20 protein-coding genes are annotated in these 23,307 nt (G+C 59.3%); 12 read left to right on the top strand and 8 right to left on the bottom strand.

The window, feature by feature from the left end; genetic code table 11:
- Window position 1 precedes the first annotated feature (1 nt).
- On the top strand, window positions 2–1,378 hold the full coding sequence (locus GKKCFE_RS13660) for an MmgE/PrpD family protein (RefSeq protein WP_188250753.1): 1,377 nt from the start codon (window positions 2–4) through the stop codon (window positions 1,376–1,378).
- Here GKKCFE_RS13660 and GKKCFE_RS13655 read toward each other — a convergent pair.
- Window positions 1,375–2,574: a citrate synthase gene (locus tag GKKCFE_RS13655; RefSeq protein WP_076384217.1), complete on the bottom strand. Its 1,200-nt coding sequence runs from the start codon at window positions 2,572–2,574 to the stop codon at window positions 1,375–1,377. The two genes, GKKCFE_RS13660 and GKKCFE_RS13655, sit on opposite strands and share 4 nt — an antisense overlap.
- A 336-nt stretch (window positions 2,575–2,910) precedes the next feature.
- Between GKKCFE_RS13655 and GKKCFE_RS13650 the strand changes: the two genes are divergently transcribed.
- The 7 genes from GKKCFE_RS13650 (at window position 2,911) to GKKCFE_RS13620 (ending at window position 10,909) form a co-directional block, all read left to right on the top strand.
- Window positions 2,911–4,200: a CitMHS family transporter gene (locus GKKCFE_RS13650; protein ID WP_139049838.1), complete on the top strand. Its 1,290-nt coding sequence runs from the start codon at window positions 2,911–2,913 to the stop codon at window positions 4,198–4,200.
- 91 nt (window positions 4,201–4,291) lie between these two features.
- A complete protein-coding gene (locus GKKCFE_RS13645) occupies window positions 4,292–5,689 on the top strand; it encodes an OprD family outer membrane porin (protein WP_445578017.1) in 1,398 nt (465 codons plus the stop codon).
- Between the two features lie 53 nt (window positions 5,690–5,742).
- Entirely contained in the window at window positions 5,743–6,771 is a 1,029-nt protein-coding gene (locus GKKCFE_RS13640) for a phosphoglycerate dehydrogenase (RefSeq protein WP_445578016.1), read from the top strand.
- Complete coding sequence (locus GKKCFE_RS13635; protein WP_139049840.1) at window positions 6,768–8,135, top strand: acyclic terpene utilization AtuA family protein; 1,368 nt, start codon at window positions 6,768–6,770, stop codon at window positions 8,133–8,135. The genes GKKCFE_RS13640 and GKKCFE_RS13635 overlap by 4 nt, the downstream gene beginning before the upstream one ends.
- Before the next feature lies 1 nt (window position 8,136).
- A complete protein-coding gene (locus tag GKKCFE_RS13630) occupies window positions 8,137–8,451 on the top strand; it encodes a DUF4387 family protein (protein WP_139049841.1) in 315 nt (104 codons plus the stop codon).
- 79 nt (window positions 8,452–8,530) lie between these two features.
- Complete coding sequence (locus GKKCFE_RS13625; protein WP_445578015.1) at window positions 8,531–9,535, top strand: alpha/beta hydrolase fold domain-containing protein; 1,005 nt, start codon at window positions 8,531–8,533, stop codon at window positions 9,533–9,535.
- A 96-nt stretch (window positions 9,536–9,631) separates the two neighbouring features.
- Window positions 9,632–10,909, top strand: coding sequence for a lipase family protein (locus GKKCFE_RS13620; protein WP_445578014.1), 1,278 nt, complete (start codon window positions 9,632–9,634; stop codon window positions 10,907–10,909).
- 84 nt (window positions 10,910–10,993) lie between these two features.
- Here GKKCFE_RS13620 and GKKCFE_RS13615 read toward each other — a convergent pair whose 3' ends face one another.
- Window positions 10,994–11,488, bottom strand: coding sequence for a DoxX family protein (locus GKKCFE_RS13615; RefSeq protein WP_047225600.1), 495 nt, complete (start codon window positions 11,486–11,488; stop codon window positions 10,994–10,996).
- Window positions 11,489–11,718: 230 nt separating this feature from the next.
- Between GKKCFE_RS13615 and GKKCFE_RS13610 the strand changes: the two genes are divergently transcribed.
- On the top strand, window positions 11,719–12,627 hold the full coding sequence (locus GKKCFE_RS13610) for a LysR family transcriptional regulator (protein ID WP_047225601.1): 909 nt from the start codon (window positions 11,719–11,721) through the stop codon (window positions 12,625–12,627).
- Window positions 12,628–12,638: 11 nt separating this feature from the next.
- On the opposite strand, the gene GKKCFE_RS13605 is transcribed toward GKKCFE_RS13610, so the two are convergent.
- The 4 genes from GKKCFE_RS13605 to GKKCFE_RS13590 form a co-directional block, all read right to left on the bottom strand.
- Window positions 12,639–14,774: a molybdopterin cofactor-binding domain-containing protein gene (locus GKKCFE_RS13605; RefSeq protein ID WP_445578013.1), complete on the bottom strand. Its 2,136-nt coding sequence runs from the start codon at window positions 14,772–14,774 to the stop codon at window positions 12,639–12,641.
- Window positions 14,775–14,816: 42 nt separating this feature from the next.
- The gene (locus GKKCFE_RS13600) at window positions 14,817–15,272 is read right to left on the bottom strand and encodes a (2Fe-2S)-binding protein (protein WP_139049845.1); all 456 of its coding nucleotides are present in this window, start codon (window positions 15,270–15,272) and stop codon (window positions 14,817–14,819) included.
- A gap of 287 nt (window positions 15,273–15,559) precedes the next feature.
- Window positions 15,560–16,474: a hydroxymethylglutaryl-CoA lyase gene (locus tag GKKCFE_RS13595; RefSeq protein WP_339488399.1), complete on the bottom strand. Its 915-nt coding sequence runs from the start codon at window positions 16,472–16,474 to the stop codon at window positions 15,560–15,562.
- 58 nt (window positions 16,475–16,532) lie between these two features.
- Window positions 16,533–17,735: a CaiB/BaiF CoA transferase family protein gene (locus tag GKKCFE_RS13590; protein ID WP_139049846.1), complete on the bottom strand. Its 1,203-nt coding sequence runs from the start codon at window positions 17,733–17,735 to the stop codon at window positions 16,533–16,535.
- Between the two features lie 182 nt (window positions 17,736–17,917).
- Here GKKCFE_RS13590 and GKKCFE_RS13585 point away from each other — a divergent pair, with 182 nt between their 5' ends.
- From GKKCFE_RS13585 to GKKCFE_RS13575, 3 genes are all read left to right on the top strand, one after another.
- Window positions 17,918–18,838 (top strand): LysR family transcriptional regulator, encoded by a 921-nt coding sequence (locus tag GKKCFE_RS13585; protein WP_047225606.1) that lies wholly within the window; start codon window positions 17,918–17,920, stop codon window positions 18,836–18,838.
- A 119-nt stretch (window positions 18,839–18,957) separates the two neighbouring features.
- A complete protein-coding gene (locus GKKCFE_RS13580; RefSeq protein ID WP_445578012.1) occupies window positions 18,958–19,965 on the top strand; it encodes a TRAP transporter substrate-binding protein in 1,008 nt (335 codons plus the stop codon).
- A 193-nt stretch (window positions 19,966–20,158) separates the two neighbouring features.
- On the top strand, window positions 20,159–21,100 hold the full coding sequence (locus GKKCFE_RS13575) for a LysR substrate-binding domain-containing protein (protein ID WP_445578041.1): 942 nt from the start codon (window positions 20,159–20,161) through the stop codon (window positions 21,098–21,100).
- A gap of 58 nt (window positions 21,101–21,158) precedes the next feature.
- Here GKKCFE_RS13575 and leuD read toward each other — a convergent pair whose 3' ends face one another.
- Together leuD and leuC are read right to left on the bottom strand one after the other, a co-directional pair.
- The gene (gene leuD, locus GKKCFE_RS13570) at window positions 21,159–21,767 is read right to left on the bottom strand and encodes a 3-isopropylmalate dehydratase small subunit (protein ID WP_445578011.1); all 609 of its coding nucleotides are present in this window, start codon (window positions 21,765–21,767) and stop codon (window positions 21,159–21,161) included.
- 1 nt (window position 21,768) lies between these two features.
- On the bottom strand, window positions 21,769–23,190 hold the full coding sequence (leuC, locus tag GKKCFE_RS13565; protein ID WP_445578010.1) for a 3-isopropylmalate dehydratase large subunit: 1,422 nt from the start codon (window positions 23,188–23,190) through the stop codon (window positions 21,769–21,771).
- Window positions 23,191–23,307 lie beyond the last annotated feature (117 nt).

The following is a 23,307-nucleotide window of genomic DNA, read 5'->3' as shown; positions in this document are numbered from 1 at the left end:
CATGAGCAATACGACTATTGCGCTGCAACTTGCAGAGTACGCGCATAAATTCAGGCATCAGCGACTGCCCGAAGAGATCATCGCGTTGGTGCGACAGCGCTTCATTGACAGTCTGGCGTGCATATTGGGGGCCTACGGAGCGGCGCCTGTGAATGCCGCTGTGTGTTATGCGGTTGCCAATCCCGCGCAGGCGTCCAGCGTGTTCGGAACAACTGTCCAAACAACGCCAGAGATAGCGGCGTTTGCCAATGGCGTGATGGTCCGTTTCCTGGACTACAACGATGGTTATATGGGGCTGGAGCCGGGCCATCCGAGTGACAATATTCCGGCCTGCCTGGCGCTAGCAGAGGCCGAGGGGGCCACCGGGGCAGAACTCATTTCGGCCATTGTGCTGGCCTATGAGATCCAGATGCGACTGCAGGACGCGGCCAGCCTGAACAAGCGCGGCTGGGACCACGTCAATTACATAAATGTGGCGATGGCCGCGGCGGCTTCCAGTCTGATGAAGCTGGATGTGGCGCAGACCGCACAGGCAATCAATATAGCGTTGAGCGCTCATCTGGCCATGCGCCAGGTTCGCAGTGGATCCCTGTCGGACTGGAAGGGCTGCTCGGCCGCAAACGCTGCACGTAATGCGATCTTCGCTGCCCAGCTGTCGCGTCACGGCATGACCGGCCCGTCGCCGGTGTTCGAGGGGGACATGGGATTCTTTAAATTGGTCTCAGGCCCGTTCGACCTGGATACGGATCGTTTTGGTACGCCCGAGAATGGTGATTACGCTATACGGCGCTCCCTGACCAAGACCTTTCCCACCAACGGTGAGTTGCATACTGCGGTGTGGGCAGCCCTGGATATACGTGCTCGGATTGACGATCTCGACGATATCGCTTGCATCGTTATCGAAACGTCCGAGTTCAATCGTCGAGTGTTGGCAGACACCCCTGAAAAATGGTTGCCCAAAACGCGAGAGACGGCGGATCACAGCTTGCCCTACAACGTGGCCCGGGCGCTGCTCGACGGTGACATCACCATAGACTCTTATTCGCCGGAAAAGATGGCTGATCCCATGGTGGTTGCCCTGATGGGCAAGATCAGCGTGGTGGAGGATGGCGCGCTCACCGCGTTGTTTCCGCGTCATCTTGCCAACCGGGTCAGCGCCACGCTGGTGTCAGGCGAAATCGTCGTAAGCGAGATGATCAGCGGGCCCGGGTCCGTCGAAACACCGATGACCGATAGCGATTTTGAACGAAAATTCAGGAGGATGGCCTCACCTCATCTTGAAGAGTCGGCGCAGGCCAAGGTGCTTGGGTATGTGGCTGAACTTCAACACCAACCCGAATTCACATCGCTGTTTGCGGCCATGGTTGCTTCTGTCTAGTCACTGGCGAGGTGGGTCGCTCGTGGCAGAGTTCCCGTGTACCGAGCGCGGGGGCGAGCGTCATGATGCTGGTTGTATTGCTCGCTGGCGTGGGCTATCCAGCCGATCAATCTTCCGACACCCGCCAGTGCGATTTCCTGCCGATGCAACCCAAGCTTTCTACCGATGAAACTCACCAGGAGAATGAACTCCGGGGGGTATGCGACGAGTTCCGAGGCGACCGAAAAAGCTTTCTGCAACTTGGCAAATTCGGGGTCGCCCTCGAAGGCAGCGGTCAACGCTTTCATCAGATTGGTAGCACGTGGGTCACTGACTGAGTGGACATTAGGTCCGAACCCGATGATGTGCCCCTCCTGACTGTACCGTTGCAATATCGGTTGGGTGGGATCGGTAGCTGTACAGATTTCCTCGATCATCCTGCTGGCGGCTTCGTTTCTGCCATAGGCGATCTTATGACCCCTGGCGGCCGCGAGTCCCGCGATCGCTGCGTAGTAGGGGGTGGCGCCGGTCGTGGCGGCAACGCGAACGCTGTGAGTGGCGTGGTCCAGTTCATGATCGACGCTGAGGATCAGAAGACGCCTGATCAGATCGGCGTGGGCTGGCGGGGCTGCGCAGGCCTGGGTAATGAATTCGTGCAAGGGTTGTGTGCTTGGTTGGGTCGCGCCCACGACCAACGCGGCAAACCATCTCACAACATCGGCGCCGGTGCGTGCATAGCTGTCGATGGAAAGATCGAAGGCTTTGGGGTTCTCCCTTTGAACCAGGGGGAAAAGTGCAATTGCCTTCTCCGGCGCTGACATGTGCTCATAGATCTTCAGCAGTTTGACGCTATCCTTCGGCGCGCGCGGCAGCGACGGTCCGAAGGCCGATGGCACCTGCCACATCAATCCGGCGACCTCCTCGACCGTGGCGTGGTCGGCGAGCTCGACGACGTCGTGCCCCCTGTAGAAGAGGCCGTCATCGGTGATCAATGTAATGGCGCTGTCCGATGACGACGAGCGCTTTGCAGCGTGCCCCGCGGGGCTTTTCACCAAGCGCTGGATGTCTTCGGCCCAATAGCGACGCTTGGGCGTGTTGGCGATCTTGACGGACCGAATGTTCTTCCGGCTGACGTAGGCATAAAGAGTTGGAAGGCTGACCCCCAGCATTCCAGCCGCTTCTTCTGCCGAAAGGTAAAGGTCTTCTTGATCAGGCATGACGGATCCGAACAGGTTGATGGGGGTTTGTACATATTCATTAAATATACCTGCCTTGCGTCAATGTCTACCAGGATATCCATTTCGTCGTGTTTTCAAAGGGAGTCAGCAATGGACGGTCTACACAGAGGGACCGACGGAGGCGGGCATTGAAAGCCGGCCAGTGTCCCTGAGATATCTTTTCACGAGCACGTTTGCCCCAGTATTTGCGGGATGTTGACGAAAAAAATCAAGATTTACAGGGTTTTCTCCCCTATGTAGATTCCTCGGGAGTGGCCGGTCGTTCACATTGATTTGCTACGACATTGATAAAAAAAACAAGAAAAGGTGATAGGCATGGCTTGGTTAGGTTTCGCAATGGTCATCACGTTTATGGCGTTGATCATCAGCAAGCGACTTTCTGCTGTGACAGCGCTCATCCTCATCCCGATTGCTTTCGGGCTGGCCAGCGGCGCAGGACCGGAGTTGGGCGGCATGGTGATGGAAGGCGTCCAGCAAGTGGCGCCAACGGCATTGATGTTGATGTTTGCAATCCTGTATTTCGCAATCATGTTCGACGCGGGGCTGTTCGAGCCCGCGGTTCGCCGGATTCTGCGTTATGTGGGAAATGATCCCCTTCGTGTGGTGCTCGGCACCGCTTTGCTGTCGTCGGTCATCTCCTTCGATGGGGATGGGGCAACGACGGTGCTGATCGTGACAACGGCGTTTTTGCCGCTCTACCTTCGCCTTGGGATGAACCCGCTCATCCTTGCACTGATGCTTCTGTTGACCAATACGGTCGTTAACATCATCCCTTGGGGTGGGCCGGTAGCGCGGGCTGCCAGCGCGCTGCATCTGGATGTCAGCGAGATATTCCTGGGCCTTGTACCCGCCATGTTTGCAGGTCTGGCCTACGCGTTTATCGTGGCAGTGTGGATAGGCCGCAAAGAGCGACGCCGTTTGGGGTGGACGCCCATGGCAAAGGACACTGTGTCTGAAGAGCTGCCTCTACCCCTTATCGAATCGGCCACGCAAAACCCCAGGCTGTTCTGGGTCAACCTGGCACTCACGGCCGCGCTGATGTACGCCATGGGTACAGGACTGGCACCGTTACCCCTGGTGATGATGGTGGGGTTTTCCCTGGCGTTGCTGATCAACTATCCACGTTTGGCGGAGCAGAAAGCGAGAATCGCCGCTCATTCCGACAGTGTGTTGACGGTCATTGCCCTGATATTCGCTTCAGGGGTCTTCACTGGCATTCTATCCGGTACGGGAATGGTCGATGGGATGTCGGCGCGGATCGTGCAGATGATTCCTGATGGCGGCGGGCAGTACTTCAGCATCATTACCGCCCTTGTCGCGCTGCCGCTTAATTTCCTGCTCTCCAATGACGCGTTCTTCTTTGGGATCTTGCCGGTACTTGGCGCGGCGGGCGCGGAATATGGCATCGACCCGATGCATATCGCCCGCGCCTCGGTGCTGGGGCAACCGGTTCACGCATTAAGTCCACTCGTTGCCGCTGTTTATCTCATCAGCGGGATTATCCAGCGGGACATGGGCGAGATGCAAAGATACTGCTTGTTGTGGGCAATCGGCAGCAGCCTTACGCTCATAGCAACGGCCATCGTTACAAGAGCAATTATTTAAAGATCCACCTGTATTTCTGCCCTGCTTGTTTAAAGCAGTGCCAGCTCACGCCTGCTCATTGAGAAAAATAAAAATAATAATTGAGGTGATCATGAAATCGACTAAAGCCGTCGCAATGACATATCTCGCTACGCTGTTTGCATCGGGCAGTTGTTTTTCTGCGAGTATCAGTTATCCGGATAGATTTCAGCATGAAGGCAAGTTGAATGCTTATCTTCGATCCGCGTACATCAATACGCGAATATCCAACGACCTGATTGAAGACCGCTTCGGCGGGTTCTCGACCGGCTCGGAGTTGGGTGGGGTAGGGGTCGGCGCGATCCTGGACTACAACTCAAACTACTGGGGAGGCTTCGTCGGCTTTGATGCGTCTCTTTACGGTGTGGCAATGATTGATGCCGAGCAGGACAGCCGTGACTTGTTTGATAATGACGATGGTTCTAACGGTGGCTTTGCAAAAGTCGGGCAAAGTTACTTGAAGTTGCGCCACGTTGGCGAGGGATGGAACGCAGACTCACAAATAGGCCGAGGCCGATTTGACGCGGGCACCCTGGTCAGCAATGACACGCGACTCGTGCCGGGTTCCTATCAGGGCGCGCGAGCCCATTTCAACCTGACTGACGTGGGCATCGGCCCGCTACCCGGAACGATGGCTTTCGAAGCAGCTTATATCGATCGAAGTTCTCCGCGGGACAGGCAGGCGTTCGGAAAGCTGCTAAGCCAGTCGGGTGAGGAAATAAGCAACGTCTACACCTATGGGGTCAACTACGATCTAAAGGCCGTTGAGTTGAGCTATGCCCGTGGTGTGTCAAAGGACTTCAATGAAAATACCCGTTATGGCTTGACCCTGCAGGCACCTATCGGTGAAACGGCAGGGGTCATTTTAGACACCCAGTATTATCGGTTCCAAAAAGCGGGACGGCTGTGGGAGCAAGATTGGTCCGCCGGTGACGCGGCCTATGATAAAGAGGCCACGTGGTTAAACGTCAATCTTGGTTTATTGCTCGATAAGTTGCGCCTGGGTGTTTCTTTCTCAGAGACACACGCCGAACTGAGTAATGGCAACCTTGGCTACGCCTACTTCGATCACGCGGATAACGTGGACGGGAGAATGGATGCGTGGACCCGTTCCGGCAACGATTTCAACAATCATGGTGAAAGAACCTGGCAGCTAGGGGCCGAGTACGACCTGAGCGGTATTTCACTCTTGGGGGCGTCATTGGACGGGTTTAAAGTCATGGCGCTCTATAAGCAGGGAAACTTTGACGCCGTGAACCCGTTCAGTGGTCAGAAGACGGATGTTTGGGAAAGGCAAAACGAATACCGCGTTTATTATCGGTTCGATGACAAAGAATACGCCGGCCTTTCCGTTGGTTTGATTTATCTCGATTACAGAATCGACCAGGATTTTGTTGCGCTTGTTTCCGCCCAACCCAATAACGTTGTCAATGGCTCAGAAGCCCGGGTGTACCTGGATTATGCGTTTTGAGTGGAGTGTGCTCATGGAATACGGGTTATTTAAACTATGTCGAGAGGTGCGCGATGCCTAAAACTCGTCATCGGGTTGTCGTCACACAACGTTTTTTTGATTCGGCGACCCTTGATTTTCTCAAGCATTGCGGTTGTGAAGTCATCATCGCAGAACTTGCGCCGGGAGTTGCCGACGGAAGTTTGAGTGAGCGGCAATTGATCGACCTCCTGATTGACGCTGACGGGTGGATTGTAGGGCACGCGAATGTGACGGCCAGCCTGCTCGGTTCGCTCCCTCGGCTCAAGGTGATCTCCCGCCGTGGCGTGGGGTATGAGCGCATTGATACGGTGGCGGTGGAAGCGGCCGGAAAGGTCGCAACGATCGCCGTCGGTGGAAACGATGCAAGTGTCGCTGACCATACGATTGCGCTGATGCTCGCGGTGTGTCGCAAGCTAAAACAATGTCAGGCGGGGCTGTCTGCCAACGACTGGAGCATTCCCTTGGGCGGTGACCTGTATCGCAAAACGGTCGGAATCGTCGGATTGGGCAGAATCGGCAAAGGCGTCTTGCTGCGCCTCGCCGGGTTCGAAGTCAAACCCCTGATTTATGCCCCTCGCCCAGACAGTTCACAAAAAGCCAACGGGGGGCAGAGCTGCTTCGTAGATCTGGAGACCCTGTTTCAGGAAAGTGACTTCATTACGCTTCATGCCCCCCTTAACCCGCAGACCCGGGGAATGATTGACAGCCGCGCTTTAAAGTCGATGAAAGCTGGCGCCGTGCTGATCAATACCGCCCGAGGTGGCCTGGTGCGCGACGCGGATCTGTTGAAAGCCCTGCAACAGCAAGACATCGCCGGGGCAGGACTCGATGTGTTCGAAAGCGAGTCCGACCCTTCACTGTCGGCAGTGACAGAGCAGCTCATCAAACTTCCCAATGTGGTCGTGACCCCCCATGCCGGCGCCTCTACGGTGGAAGGCTTGAATCGCACCAATTTAATTGCAGCCCAGTGTGTGGTGGCGGTCCTGGAAGGGCGGAGCCCGCCTGGGCACTGTGTCATCGCAGACGGCCGTCGACATACCGTTGCAAAGGAAAATACATGAACGTCAAGATCAAGGTGCTTACACCAACGGGTGCAATCGGCACCGGATTCCCGAGAGATGCGTTTGAGAAGGCGCTTCTGGAATGTCCCGATGTGATTGCAATGGATGCGGGGTCCACCGACTCGGGTCCGCACTATCTCGGTACGGGCACGACAAAGTCTTCTGCTTCGATATTGCGCGCAGAGCTTCGGGTCTTCATGCAGGCCCGGGAAAAGCTGGGGATCCCGCTCATCATTGGCAGCTGCGGAACCTGTGGTTCCGACGCGGGTGTCGATTTGATGCGCGGGCTCTGTGAGGAGGTCGCGGCAGAGCTGGGGCAGACCGTACGTATCGCGGGCATCTACAGCGAGCAGCCAGCAAGTGCTGTGAAAACAGCACTTTTGGAGAAACGGATCAAACCGCTGCAGCTTGATTTTATTGATGATGCCTTGGTGGATCGCTGTTCTCGAATAGTCGCGCTCATGGGCGTGGAACCCTTCATTCATGCGCTCCAGGAAGGCGCGGACATCATCCTGGCCGGTCGCTCCACGGACACCGCCGTCATGGCGTCGCTCCCGATCATGCGAGGGGGACATCCAGGGGCCGCCTGGCACGCCGGGAAGATTCTAGAATGTGGCGCGTCCTGTACCACCACACCCGCCCAGGCCGTGGTCATGGCAACCATTGACGAAACGGGATTCACCATCGAGGCGATTGGTGAGGGGGCCCGGCTTACGCCACGATCGGTGATGGCTCACATGCTCTATGAGAACAGCAATCCCTACGTGCTCGTCGAGCCGGGTGGTGTGCTGGATGTCGAGGGGGCTGTGTACACCGCGATCGACGAGCGAACGGTGCGGGTAGAAGGCTCGATCTGGAAACCCAGTGAAGACTACACCGTCAAGCTGGAAGGTGCGGCGCCTTGCGGGTTTCAATCGGTTGTCATGAGTATTGTCCGGGACACCGAGTACCTTGAGCGCTTCGATGAATGGCTCGCCTGTCTCGATTCGGTGATGCGCCAGCGAATAGAAAAACATCTGAACATCGGATCGGGCGAGTACGACCTGCAGTTTCGCGCGATTGGCAAGAACGCGGCGTTGGGGGACTTTGAATCGCGATCCGCCACCCCAGTGGAAATAGGCGTCATGGCCCTGGCGACTTCCGCAACGGCCGAGCGCACGAAAGACATCGTCGCTTTGCTCAATCCTTACCTGTTGCACTTCCCGTTGCCAGGTGACAAAGACCTGCCCACCCATGCGTTTCCATTCTCTCCAGCCTCGATGGATCGGGGAGTGGTTTATGAGTTCGTGCTCAGCCATGTGATGGTCGTGGCGAATCCGTTGGCACCTTTTCGATTTGACATGAAAACCATTGAGGCGGCGTGAGATGAATACCATGGAAGCACTCGGCTACGAAATTCGCTCCAAGAACGCCGGCCCCTTCTCTTTGACCATTGATGTGTTTTGTCAGGACTCGGATGTTTTTGCCCGGCTGGCGGGCGAACCGAAACTGCAAGCGCCGGCCATTGCTCAGCTCTTTCGCCGGACCGTCGAGTCGATCAGCGTGTTTCGGATCGATGCATTGAATGTGATCAAGATCAGCCTACCGCGCCCCGTAATACAGGGGGCTCTGCAGGATCGTGATATGCACGGTGCGCAATGGGCCTTCATGGTGAGGGACGCGCTCCTGGAATCCGATTAATCATCAGCGCCAATCAAGGCAGGTCCTAATGGCGCCATTGTTCAGCGTGGCGCCAGACAACCGATAATCAGAGGTGGCGATGTCCAGGCTCGGTGGGAAGTGCGAAAACCCGAAAGTGGGCGGTGAGGGGACAGACGGGGTGCTCGTCGATCCGAACGAGGTTCATCCAGACCTCATCGGCGTCGCGGCGACGTTACGCGAGCTGGGTCTGCTTCCTGTCGTCGAAGGAGAGATTCAGAAGGTTCGCGCGCAGTTGCAACGAATCAGCGCATGGGCGTCGCGACCCAGCGTGCCTTTGTCCTGCGAGCGCATGTTGGAGTTTTCGGTCAATTGTCGGGTTGTTCCGTGCAAGCTGTATTGGCCGCAAGACGATGAGACGCCCTTGCTGCTGTTCTATTGTCACGGCGGCGGGTTTCGACACGGAGCACTCGCCGATTGGGACGCTCCTCTGCGCCAGTTGGTGCGTGACAGCGGCTTGGCGGTGTTGTCCATCGGCTATGCCCTCTCGCCGGAGTACCGTTTTCCAGTGGCGTTTAACGAGGTGGTGTCGATAGTCAGCAGGGTCATCAACCTGGGGACAATCACTCATTGTCCGGTGCGGGGGTATGCTCTGGGTGGCGACTCGGCGGGCGCCAATCTGGCCCTGGGCGCCGCCCTTGCGCTGCGCGACGCTGGAATGGATACGTTGCGACAGCTGATGTTGTTCTACGGCTCCTATTCCCGAGGTGTTTCTTCCGATTCGTGGCAGAGACTCGGTGGGTATGGCGGGCAGAACTTGTCTGCCAAAACGATGAATGCTTACTGGGCGAGCTACCTGGCCGAGGATGAAGATGACTGGCGGGTGCAGCCGATCACCGCTGATCTGGCTGGACTCCCGCCTGTGCGCTTGATCGTCGGAAACCTTGATCCGTTGTACGACGAAAACTGTGAGCTGGCGGATAAGTTGCACGCTGCCGGTGTGGCGACGCACCTGGAAGTCCTTGCGAACATGACCCACGGGTTCCTGCGATTCAATGAAGTTGCACCTGTCGTACGGGATGTGATTTTCACCCAAGCCACTGCGTTGCGTCAGGCACTGGCGTAGTGCGCCGTCCGGCCAGTCATCCTGATCCTGAACACTGACTCTCGTGGCCTCCAAACCATTGTGCTGGGGCCTTCTTCATCATGAGGCGAACGCTAAATGCTGATTCTTCGAACCCTTGCTTCTTCACTTGTGACGCGGATCTGTCTTGGGAGCATCATGACCCTTGCGTTCAACGCAATGGCTGCCGGTGAACTTCCGGTCGGGCGTGCCGCGGGTGATATGGAGCTTTCTGCGTTTTATCGCTGGCAGGACCCAATGCCCACTGTTCCCGGTGTCTTGCTGAGGAGCGAAACGCTCAAACCGCAGGAGCGGCTGCCAGCAGCGGCGCAAACCATACGCATGCTCTACAGTTCCACGGACCAGCGTTGGCACTCAGGCCAGGTGCCTGTCAGCGGCACGCTGTTCCTGCCGAGCGGTCCTGCTCCGTCTGAAGGTTGGCCGCTCTTGGCCTGGGCCCACGGTACGCTGGGGATCGCCGACATATGCGCGCCTTCGTGGACCGGGTTCAGAGCGCGTGACGCTGCGTACATCAATCGTTGGCTGGAGCGCGGATTCGCCGTCGTGGCCACTGATTATCAAGGCCTGGGGGGGGCAGGGCCTCACCCTTATACGGTCTGGCAGGCCGAAGGCAGCTCTGTCCTGGATGCGGTCCGTGCCGCCCGCGCACTCAAGCCCGGTGTGATTGCCAACCGCACGATCCTGGCGGGGCAGTCCCAGGGGGGCGGCGCCGCTCTGGGCGCGTCGATACTCGCCGCCAGCTATGCACCTGAACTCAATATTCTCGGTGCGGTTATCACAGCGCCCAATAGCACATTCCCCGACGGGCCCATCGCGCTTGAGGCGCGCCATTCCAATACGATCTTCCTGTCGTTGGCCACTGGCGGGTTACGCGACAACGCGCCCCGAATAGACGACCTACTGACGCCTGAAGGGCTGCAGCTTCTCGACGTTGCCCGGCAAAGCTGTACGCGGGAAATTGCCCTCAAGTCGCGGGAGCTGGAAATCGGTTCGTTTTCGCAGTTGCTGACCATCAGTGCGCAAGCGTTGAGCGCACTGCGCACGCCCACGACCGATATGCCCCAGGCAACGATCGCTTTTCCGTTGCTGATTGCCACCGGCCAGGCCGATGAGACCATCACCCCGGTACGACAGTACGCGGTGGCGGCGGCGCTGTGCGCGGCTGGAAACCAGGTCACCTGGCAAACCTATGAAGGATTGGGGCATGACGGGGTGATGCATGGCTCGTTGAATGAAGCGTTTGCTTTTGCACGCGCCCAACTCGAGGGGCAGGGCTATGATTCAAACTGCGCCACGATCCAGCGGCCTGGGGCGCCGGGTGAAAGGGATCCGAGCGCTCCATTCAACGATGATTGAACACGGGTGAATCCTTCGCTCATCATCTAACCGCCATCCTTATCGACTGTCAGCCGATGCCGGTCGATAAGCGCTGCGAAGGCGTCAGAATTCACGCCCCCATAGGCGGTCCAGTGAGTGACGACCGGCCCCCTTGAAGGCGATATAAGTGAAAAGAAAGCCCATCAATACCGGGTATTCGATGCCACGGTCTATCCAGGGCCAGTTCGGGCCAAGGATGTAAGCGATCGCCGCCATCTGTATGGCCATCGCCACCGCCAACGGCCGGGTGGCCAATCCTAGCGCCAGCAGCAGCCCACCCAAACCTTCAAGCCAGGCGACGAACAGGCCCAATAGCGCGGGGAATGGCAGGTGCAGGACGTTTGCGATCAAGTGAATCGAACCCGCCATGGGATCCGCCATCGAGCCGTGTGAAGTTCCCAACAGCTTGGGCAAGCCATGGGTCACCATGATGATCCCCAGGCATAACCGGAGCATTGCATAGGCGAGAGGCTCGCCCCATTGATAAAAAATACCCAGGGCCGGGACGACCAGCTTCGAGGGCTGTTCAGCATTGGGAGCGTGAGATGTCGGTTTCATCTGAATGATGTCCTGGGTCGTTTATTAAAAGGTTGACGAGGACAGTGTGGTGTCTTCCTGGCGATGGATAAATCGACGGGGCTGCCATGACCATTCACCTCCCATAAACAATCGGCCCACGCTGGACCTTGCACCGTCGTGAAAGTGATACTGATTGCTTCGATGGGGTGGATTAGTCAGGCATCGCGGGTAAGACTGTTCATCTCTCACCAATAAAAGGGCGTCACACGATGGATAAATTCGATGCCTTGCAACTGTTCATTCGCATCATCGAGCAAGGCAGTTTTACTCGTGCCGCCAACGGTCTGAATATCCCGCGGGCCACAGCTACGCTGGCCATCAAGGAGCTGGAGCGGCAGCTCGGTGCGCGTCTGCTCGAGCGTACAACCCGGCGGGTGCGGCCGACACTCGACGGCCAGGCCTTCTATGAGCGATGCAAGGCTGTGCTCGCAGATCTGGAGGACGCCGAGTCTTCACTCAGCACGGTCGTGGCGAATCCGCGCGGCACTTTGCGTCTGGATTTGCACGGGACCCATGCGACTCGGATCATCCTGCCGAACATCCAGGATTTTCATCGGCGCTATCCCCAAATCAACCTGGTCATCAGCTGCGGCGACCGGCTGGTGGATCTGGTGAGCGAAGGCGTCGATTGCGTGGTCCGTGCAGGTAACCCGCGTGATTCGTCGCTGGTGGCCAAGCGGCTGGCGTTGATGCCTGAAGTGGTCTGTGCCAGCCCCGGCTATCTGGCCGAACACGGCACGCCTATGTTTCCACAGCAGCTTGCTGAACATCAGGCCGTGGGCTTCTTTGCCAGCAATCATGACATACGTTACCCGTTCACCTTTGTCATTGACGGCCAAGTGGTCGAGCTGGAGCCGGGGGGCTGGATTTCAGTGAATGACGCCGAGTCTTACTGCTGCTGTGCGTTGAACGGCTGTGGACTGATCCAGGTGCCGCGCTTTCGCGTGGAGCAATACCTGGCGTCAGGGGAGTTGGTCGAGGTTCTCGGTGACTGGCCCAGTCCCGGACTCCCGGTTTCGGTGTTGTATCCCTATCATCGCCAGCTCTCTCCACGACTCAAGGTGTTTGTCGAGTGGGTGAGCGCCCTGTATGCCGAACGCTTTGGCCCGCTAACCTGAAGGCCTTCGCTTCATGTACTGCTCGATGGACGCAACGGCAGTTCGCGCAAGCGTTGACCCGTCAGGGCGAAGACCGCGTTGGCCACGGCCGCAGCGATGGGGGGCGTTGCGGGTTCGCCTACACCGCCAGGGCTCTCGGTGCTGGGCAGCACATGCGCCTCGATCTGCGGCATTTCGTTGATGCGCAGCACCCGGTAATCGTGAAAGTTGGACTGTTGGATACGACCCTCCTTGATGCTCATCTGCCCGAACAGCGCTGCGCTGAGGCCGAAGACAATAGCGCTTTCCATCTGTGCCTTGATGTTGTCAGGGTTGACCGGGATGCCACAGTCGATCGCGCACACCACGCGATGAACGCGGATATTCCCACCTTCGATGGAAACCTCCACCGCTTGAGCACAGTAGCTGCCGAATGACTGATGCACGGCGAGGCCGTGGCCGCGTCCCGGTGCTGGCGTGCGCCCCCAACCGAAGCGTTCGGCGGCAAGGTTCAACACGCCCAGGTGCCGTGGGTCCGATTCAAGCAGCAGGCGGCGATACGCCAGTGGGTCCTGTCCGGCGGCGTGTGCCAGCTCATCCACCGCGCTCTCCATGACGAACGCGTTGTGGCTGTGTCCAACGGAGCGCCAATACCATACCGGAATGTTCGACCGAGGGGCGTGCGCTTCGACCCGATAGGCCGGGCTGCGCATGATGTAGGGCGAGTCGCTCATGCCTTCGACAGACGTCGGGTGAATGCCCGACGCATCCGGAAATATCGATTGCCCCGCCGTGGTTTGCGACCAGGCCACCGGTCGCCCGTCGGCCCCCAAGGCTACGCGCAGGTGTTGGGCGAAGGCTGCCCGGTAGTAACCACCCTGCATATCATCCTCGCGACTCCAGAGGGTTTTCACCGGCACATTCACAGCCTTGGCGACTTCCACCGCTTCGGCGATGAAATCCTGCAGGGCACGCCTGCCAAAACCACCGCCCAGGAAGGTGGTGTGAATACGGATTTGCTCAGGGGCAAGACCGGTGATCTTTGCCGCGGCTCGTTGATTGAACGTTTGCATCTGGCTGCCGACCCAGATGTCGCAGCCATCGTCGCTGAGCTTCACGGTGCAGTTGAGTGGCTCCATTGTGGCGTGCGCGAGGTAGGGCACGCTGTACGCCATCTCGACTACCTTGCGGGCAGACTTCAGGGCTTGCTCCACCTCGCCGCGTTGCGTGACGACTTCACCCTCTGTGTGGGTCAGGGCGGTTAAATCCTGGCGTTGCTGGTCGCTGTCGAGGATGACGGTGCCGCTTGCAGTCTCCCATTGCACTTGCAGCGCATCGCGCCCGCGCTTGGCCGCCCAGTAGTGATCAGCGACGACCGCAATGCCGCTGGGGACCTGAACCACATGGCGTACGCCGGGCAGGGCCTTGGCCTGGGTGGCATCGAAGGCGCGGACGCTGCCTCCGAGCATCGGAGCCCGTGCAACCACGGCGCAGAGCAATCCTTCGAACTGGACGTCGATGCCATACTTCGCGCGACCGCTGATCTTTTCTGGCGAGTCCAGCCGTAGGGCGCCCTTGCCGATGAGCGTCCAGGCTGCCGGATCTTTCAGGGGCAGCGTCGCCGGATCCGGCACCGGGAGCGTGGCGGCCTGTTCGGCCAGTTCGCCATAGCGCAGACGGGTGTTGCCGGCGATGACCTCTCCATGTTCTGTGCGCAATGCGCTGGGGGCCTGGCCAAGACGAATGGCCGCTGCCTGGATCAACAGCGCCCGCGCCATTGCGCCCGCCCGGCGATAACGCTCGAACTCATCACGAATGCTGGAAGAGCCGACCGTGCCCTGAAACCCACGCCGCAGACTGGCATAGACGGCGGCGGCCGGCGCATGCTCGACCTTGAGTGTGTTCCAGTCAGCGTCCAGTTCTTCGGCGATGAGCAGGGTCAGGGTGGTCCAGACCCCCTGACCCATCTCGGAATGGGCCAGGAAAATGGTGATGCTGTCATCCGCGGCTATGCGCAGAAATGCATTGGGCGCGAATTCGGCGGACTCCAGGTCTTGCGCCATCAGGCGTCTGCCAGCGGGCACCGTGAAACCGACAATCAGGCCAGTGCCGAGCACGGTGCCAGACTTAAGAAAACTGCGACGAGAAGAGACAATCATGGCATTCATTGCAGAGCACTCCCTGGCTGAAAGGTGGCTGAGAGAATGGGGTCAGGCTTTGCTCAGTTCGGCGGCCCGGTGGATTGCCAAACGAATGCGCTGGTACGTACCGCAACGACATAGATTGCCGGCCATGGCCTGATCGATGTCGGCGTCGGTGGGGGCAGGGTTGCTGGCCAGCAATGCAGCGGCGGCCATGATCTGACCGGACTGGCAATAGCCGCACTGGACCACATCCAGTTCGGTCCAGGCACGCTGAACCGGATGGCTGATATCGGCTGACAGCCCTTCGATAGTGGTGATTTTTTTACCGGCCAGGGCGCCGACCGGCGTGATGCAACTGCGCTGGGGCGAGCCGTCGATATGCACGGTGCAGGCGCCACATAGGCCCATACCGCAACCGAACTTGGTGCCGGTCATGTTCATGAGGTCTCGAATGACCCATAACAGCGGCATATCGGCGGGCGCATCCACCTCCAGTTCGCGTTCATTGACCTGTAGCTTCATCGTTGACTCCCAGTCTGCGAAGAGAAGATCCGTGGCGACATTGAAGACACCGATGGCGACGGATACCGGCGCGCTCAAACCGGATCGATCATCGGCAATCACTCACCGGGTTTGTCGCCAAGAGGGATTGAGAGGGAGCTTACAAGGCAGCTGCTCCGGCTATAAAGCCAGCAGATTTGAATGGTCTGTGCAGGGCGCAATAACAATATCGGCCGATTCTGGAGGGGGGCGGTGAGGCGCTCGACTATCGGCGCGGTAGCCTCGGCCCGAGGCTACCGGCTTGGTATCTATTGAGCTTTTGCATAGCGTCGGTCGGACTTGCCGGCCTTGAGAATTGCCCCTGGCACCGGGTGACCGACCAGCGTTGGCAGGGTGGCCGCCGCCGCCAGCAGTTTGTCCAGGTCGACACCGGTGTCCAGGCCCATGCGTTGGAACATGTGCACCAGATCCTCGCTGCAAATATTACCGCTGGCGCCAGGTGCATAGGGGCAGCCGCCCAGCCCTCCGAGCGAGGCATCGAAACGATCAATACCGGCGTCCAGTGCCGCCAGGGCATTGGCCAGTCCCATGCCTCGGGTGTTGTGAAAGTGCAGGGTAAACGGGGTCTGCGGCCAGCGCGCCAGGGCTTCACGGCAGATGCGCGCGACCTGCGCCGGATCGGCCATGCCAGTGGTGTCACACAAGGTCACGCCCTGCACGCCAATGTCCAGCAAGCGTTGGATCAGCCCGTGGACCCGCGCTTCGGCGACCTGGCCTTCGAACGGGCAGCCGAAGGCGGTCGACAACGAGGCATTGATGAACACGCCGCTACTCTGGCTGACGGCAATGATCTGGCGGAACTGCTCGAGCGACTGTTCGGCAGTCATGCGCAGGTTGGCCACGCCGTGGCTGTCGCTGGCCGACATCACCAGGTTGATCTCGTCAACCTCGCAGGCCAATGCCCGCTCACAGCCCTTCACATTGGGCACCAGCACGCTGTATTCCACTCCTGGCACGCGACGGATGCCGCGCATCACCGCTTCGGCATCGCGCAGGCTGGGGATCGCCTTGGGCGAGGTGAAGGAGGTGACTTCGATCTTCGCCAGACCGGTTTGTGCCAGGCGATCGATCAGGGCGATCTTGTCTTCGCTGGGGATGAACTGGGCTTCGCTCTGGAAGCCGTCGCGGGTGACGACTTCCTGGATGTACAGGCGTTTGCTCATGGGGCGGTTCTCCGGGTAACGGTGAGGAGCGCAAGCTGTTTTGCAGGCGCGTCCTTGTTCAGATGATGCCGCGCTCGCGCAGGCCGCGGACCTGTTCGCCGCTCAGGCCCAGACCGGCCAGCAGGTCGTCGGTGTGCTCGCCCAATTGAGGGCCGCCGGCGCCGAGACGCCCTGGGGTGCGGCTGAGTTTGGGCAGCACACCCGGCACTTTCAGCGCGCCGGCGCTGGTTTGCACGGTCTCGATCATCTGGCGCGCGAGGTAGTGCGGGTCCTTGACGATATCGGCGGCGGTGTAGGGAAAGCCGGCCGGCACCAACGCCTGATTCAGTGCTTCCAGGACCTGATCCCGGTCGCGTTGCCGGGTCCACTCGGCGATGGCCGCATCGATGCGCTCGGCATGTTCGCCGCGTCCGTCGTTATGCGCCAGGCGCGGGTCCTCGGCCAGATCCGGGCGGCCGATCAGGTGCATCAATCGTTTGTAGATACTGTCGCCATTGCCGGCAATCAGTACGAAATGCCCGTCGTTGCAGGGGTAGGAGTTGGACGGCGTGATACCCGGCAGGGCGCTGCCGGCGGGCTCGCGAATGTATCCGCAGGCGTCGTATTCCGGTACCAGGCTTTCCATCATCGCAAACACCGATTCGTACAGCGCTACGTCGATGAACTGGCCCATGCCGCTGTTCTGGCGCTCCTGCAAAGCGAGAAGCACGCCGATGACCCCATATAGGGAAGACAACGAATCGCCCAGGCTGATGCCGACCCGTACCGGTGCCTGACCCGGATAACCGGTGAGGTGACGCAGGCCGCCCATGGCCTCGCCGATGACACCGAAGCCGGGACGGTCGCGATAGGGACCGGTCTGCCCGTAGCCGGAGATGCGCAGCATGATCAGGCGCGGGTTGATCTTCGACAGCGTGTCCCAGCCCAGTCCCCAACTTTCCAGGGTGCCGGGGCGAAAGTTCTCGACCAGTACATCCGCTTCGGCCACCAGCCGGCGGACAATCTCCTGACCTTCCGCCGCCTTCAGGTTGAGGGTCAACGACTGCTTGTTGCGTGACTGCACATGCCACCAGAGCGAGGTGCCGTCCTTGAGCTTGCGCCACTTGCGCAGCGGGTCGCCAACACCCGGCGGCTCGATCTTGATCACCTGGGCACCAAACTCACCGAGCATCTTGCTGGCGAACGGGCCGGCGATCAGTTGGCCCATCTCCAAGACCTTCAGGCCTTGCAGCGCCATGCTGCTTGCGTGTTGTTCTGTCATGTCTGCACCTTTGGGTCGTGCGCTGTTCTTTGTCAGGCAGGATGGCTCAGGCCCATGGACTGAACAATTGATCAATGACCAAGCCAGGCTTCGTATCCTGCGAAGTACCACCTGTGAGAACCTTGAAACTGTTCTTCATCGTGCTGCACGTCGTGATACGCGACTGACAGGAGGCCGCGCCTATGCGTCGTATCGATTTCGTCACCCTCAAGCTGTTTGTCGCCATCGCCGATGAGCGCAGCCTGACCAAGGCCGCCGAGCGCGAGCACCTGGCCCTGGCGGCGGTGAGCAAACGGGTCAGCGACCTGGAAAACCAGCTGGGAATCGCCTTGCTCTACCGCCAACCCAAGGGCGTCGAACTGACGCCGGCCGGGCATGCGCTGCTGCATCACGCGCGCAATATGATGGACAACCTTGCGCAGATGAATGCCGACCTCAGCGAGTTCAGCGAGGGGGTCAAGGGACATGTGCGCATTCACGCCAACACCTCGGCGGTGATCGAATTCTTGCCCGAGGACCTCAGTGCTTTTACCCGGTTGCACCCGCAGGTCAAAATCGATCTGGAAGAGCGGGTCAGCAGCGAAGCCATCCGTGCGGTGCGCGAAGGGCTTACCGATATCGGCATTTTTGCCGGCCATGTGCCCGCCGACGAGCTGCAGGTGTTCAACTACCGCCACGATCGGTTGGTGCTGGTCACTCCACGCGCGCATCCGCTGGCCGAGCGCAGCCGCATCAGCCTGCACGAAGCGGTCAGCTACGACTTCATCGGGTTGCAGCAGGACGCCTCGTTGCACGGCCTGTTGCAACAGGCAGCGCGTCATTTGGGCACGCCATTGCGCCTGCGTATCCAGGTGCGCAGCTTCGAAGCCATTTGCCGGATGATCCACACCGGCATGGGGATCGGCATCCTGCCGGAGCTTGCCGTGCGGACCTATCTGCCGGCGCTCGATGTGCAGGTCATTGCGCTGGACGATCCCTGGGCGCGTCGCGAGTTGAAGATTGCCGTGCGCAGCCTGGAAGCGCTGTCGATGACGGCACGCCAGATGCTTGAACACCTGATGAGCAGCGAACAACGGGAAGCTTCCATGGTCGAGCCTTCGTGAAAGCCGAAGGCAGCATTGTTCAAATATGAATTTCAGTGGCGTAGGGACGGGGGGTAGAGTCCAAACGGACTGAGGGGGATACGTCCCCAACGCTCGAACAAAAACAATAGGAGCTCACCATGAAGTATCCATCCGTGCGTCGTGGCCTGACCGGGGTGCTTGCCAGCTTTGCCCTGGTCGGTGCGTTGTCTGTCCAGGCCGCCGAGCCGATTCTGATCAAGTTCTCCCACATCACCGCCGACAGCACGCCCAAGGGGCAGGGCGCCCTGATGTTCAAGAAGTTGGTGGAGGAGCGCCTGCCGGGTAAAGTCGAAGTGCAGGTCTACTCCAATTCGTCGTTGTACGGCGATGGCAAGGAGATGGAAGCGTTGCTGCTGGGTGAGGTGCAGATGTTGGCGCCGGCACCCTCGAAACTGGAGCAGTACACCAAGCAATTGCAGTTGTTCGACTTGATGTTCCTGTTCGACGACGTGGCGGCAGCGCAGCGCTTTCAACAGTCGGACAAAGGCAAGGCGCTGCTCAGGTCAATGGAAGGCAAGGGCATCACCGGGTTGGCCTACTGGCTCAACGGCATGCGCCAGTTGACCGCGAACAAGCCGCTGGTCAAGCCAAGTGATGCCCGCGGGCAGAAGTTCCGCGTGCAGCCGTCTGACCTGCAGGCCGCGCAATACAGCGCATTGCGCGCAGTGCCGCGCAAGATGGCTTTCGCCGAGATCTACCAGGGCCTGCAGACGGGTGTGGTGAATGCTCAAGACAACCCCTGGTCGAACATCTATTCCCAGAAATACTATGAAGTGCAGAAGTACATGACCGAGTCCAACCATGCCATCGGCAACTACCTGCTGATCGCCAACACCAAATTCTGGAATGGTTTGCCGGCAGATGTACGCGATGAGCTGGAGCAGATCATCGATGAGGTCACTGTCGAAGTGAACAAGCAGGCCGAGGTGCTCAATCAGAAGGCCAAGCAGGGCATCATCGATTCGGGCAAGAGCGAGATCATCAGCCTGACCCCGCAGCAACGTGATGCCTGGCGCGATGCCGTGCGTCCTGCCTGGAAAGCCTTCGAAGCCCAGATTGGTACCGAACTGATCGAAGCGGCCCAGGCGGCCAACCAATCCAACTGAAGTTCCCCAGCCACGGTCGCCCGTTCGGGGTGGCCGAAGGCGTCTCTCGAAGTTTGCCTTGCTGCTGGTTCTGATCGTGATCACTGACATCCCGGCCATCTCCCTGGGGCTGCCGAACGGGTTGGGCATAAGCTGACGGGGGGCGGGTCAGTAGATGCTATCCTTCGCCAAAAGTGGAGCAGGCCGGGCAGTCATGACACCAGAAAACACATTTCGTGTTCAAACGCCTCTGCCGGAGGACCTTCGGGTCTTCCTGACCGTCATTCGCAAATCCAGCTTTGCCGGTGCCGCGGATGAGCTTGGGCTCTCGCCGGCCTTCGTGAGCAAACGGATTCGCGTGCTCGAGCAGACATTGCGCACGCGGCTTTTGCATCGCACCACTCGACGCATTGCGCTGACTGAAGCGGGAGAAAAAACCCAGCGCTGGGCGATTCGCTTTCTCGACGACATGGATGATTTCGTTGGCGAGCTCACCGAGATTCGCCAAGCCCCTCGTGGCCTGCTGCACATTTGCAGCAGCTTCGGTTTTGGGCGCAATCATGTTGCTCCTGCGATTGCAGAGTTGTCATCGATCTACCCGGAACTGGAGGTGCGGCTGGATGTGTTCGACCGCGTGGTAGACATCGTTGCCGAAGGCTTTGATCTGGAGATCCGCGTGGGTGACGACTTGCCGGGCCATCACATCAGCCGCAAGCTGCTCAGTAACCACCGAGTGCTCTGTGCCACACCGGATTACCTGGAGCGGCGAGGGGTCCCGATGACCCTCAAGGACCTTGCTCATCATGATTGTCTAGTGCTGAAGGAGCGGAACAATCCATTCGGTGTGTGGCATTTGAATCAGGCCAACCGCGATGAGGTTGTACGGGTCAGCAGCAGATTGTCATCCAACAGCGGAGAAATCGTACTGCAATGGGCCTTGGCTGGGCGCGGGGTGCTTCTGCGGTCGTTGTGGGATGTTCAGCCACTGTTGGATCAAGGCAAGCTGGTCCGCGTGCTGCCCGATTACACCCAAAGCGCGAACGTCTGGGCGGTGTATCCGACCAGGCTGGCGGATTCGGCCAAACTTCGCGTGTGCGTGGAGTTTCTGGAGAGCTATTTGAAAAGGCTGCGGCTACCGGAGACGGCCCGCGCCTGACGGCAGTTCTGTCCGACCCCGCAGGCCCGCAGGATGCAGGCCCTTGTTCGCTCGAGGCTCAGGCAAGCCAGGGGTTCAAACGATGGTGCAGTGCCTCGAAGTCGCGGATTCGTGACGTGTGCTCAAGCGTTGTACCAATCGCATCGAGACCTTCCAGCAGCGCTTTTTTACGCAAGGGGTCCATCTCGAACCCAATCATCTTTCCGCTCTGAAGGTGAATCTGCTGGGCATGCAGATCGATCGTGATCTGCGAGTTTTCAGGTGACCCCACGAGATGGCTGATCTCCTGCTGTTCTGACTCCTTCAATTGAATGAGCAGAACACCATTGCGCTGGCAGTTGTCGTAGAAAATGCCGGCGAAACTCGTGCCGATCAGTGCGCGTATACCCAATTGCTTCAGCCCCCAGACCGCGTGCTCGCGGCTGGAACCACAACCGAAATTAGGTCCGGTGATCAGGAAACTGGCGTGATCCCAGGGGGCCTGATTGAGAACGAACGCCGGATTGGGGACGCCATCGGCCAGGAAACGCAAGTCAAAGAAGACCCCGCGGTCCAGCCCATTGCGATCGATGCCCTTGAGGAACTGCTTGGGCATGATGACGTCGGTGTCCACATTCGCGGCGGGCAGCGGTGCGGCGATACCGCGAACGATGGTGAATGGCTGCATTTCAGCTCTCCATGGACAGTTGACGAACGTCGGTGAGGTGGCCGCAAATCGCTGCGGCGGCGACCATCGCCGGGCTCATGAGGTGAGTTCTTGCTCCGGCGCCCTGACGGCCCTCGAAATTTCGGTTGGTACTGGAGGCACAGCGATCTCCCGGCGACAGCACATCATCATTCATCGCCAGGCACATCGAGCAGCCGGACTGGCGCCATTCGAAGCCGGCATCCTTGAAGATCTGCGCCAGCCCCTCCGCTTGTGCCTGATCACGCACCAGCGTGGAACCCGGTACGATCATCGCGCGCACGCTCGCCGCTACTTTGCGACCCCGAACGATGCGCGCGACATCGCGCAGATCCTCGATGCGTGCGTTGGTACAGGAGCCGATAAAGGCGTGACTGATCGGCACCCCGGCCAGTCGGGTTCCCGGCTCAAGGCCCATGTAGCGCAATGCCCGCTGCAGGTCCTGCCTGCGGATCAGGTCGCTCTCCAGGCGCGGATCCGGTACGCACTCACCAATCGGCGCGGCCTGGTCAGGGCTGGTTCCCCAAGTCACCATCGGCTCCAACGCGCTGGCATCGAGTTCGACTTCCTTGTCGAAATGCGCTCCAGGGTCGGAATAAAGCGTTTTCCATTTCTCGACAGCCTGCTCCCATAGCGCCCCTTTCGGGGCTCGCGGTTTGTCTTTGAGGTAGGCGTACACCTTTTCGTCCGGCGCCATGAAAGCCCCACGGGCACCGGCCTCTACGGCCATGTTGCAGATGGTCATGCGCGCTTCGACGCTGAGGGACTCAATGGTGGGGCCGGAGAATTCGATGGCGTAGCCCGTCGCACCGGACGCACCGATGTCGCGGATCAAGGCCATGATGATGTCTTTGGAGGTGACGCCTGCGCCCATCCGCCCGTGCACATTCACGCGCAGGGTCTTCAGACGTTTATAGACCAACGTCTGTGTGGCGAGCAGGTGTTCAATTTCCGAGGTGCCGATACCAAAACCAAAGGCGCCCAGCGCGCCATAGGTCGTTGTGTGGCTATCACCTGCGGCCACGACCATCCCGGGAAGAATGAAGCCTTGCTCAGGGGCAACCACGTGCTCAATGCCTTGTCGCTTGTCCAGGACATCGAACAACTCGATTCCGAAGTCTCGACAGTTCTGCTCGAAGTAAGAAACCTGAAGCGCGCCACCCGCATCCGGCATGGCCGCGACGCGATCAGGCGCGGTCGGGTTGACGTGATCGACCACGCACAACGTCGATGACGGGCGCCATACCGTTCTGTTCGCCTCTCCCAAGCCGCTGAAGGCCTGGGGGCTGGTGTATTCGTTGGCGACCTGGCGGTCGATGTAGAGTAACACATGGCCATGGTCGTCCAGCGTACAGACGGTGTGGGCATCTATATGCTTCTGGTAGAGCGTTCTGGGGCCTTTCATGACGGTTCTCGCGAGTGATCGGAAGGCGCGCCGGGAGGGCCTCACGATGCGCCGCGCTCGATGAGCAGTCATGCCAGCATAGGGAATGCAATTGCAGGTTCAATGGCTGAAAAGTCA

It is taken from the genome of Pseudomonas sp. E141 (assembly GCF_052659885.1).
This window is presented reverse-complemented; position numbering and strand designations above follow the sequence as displayed.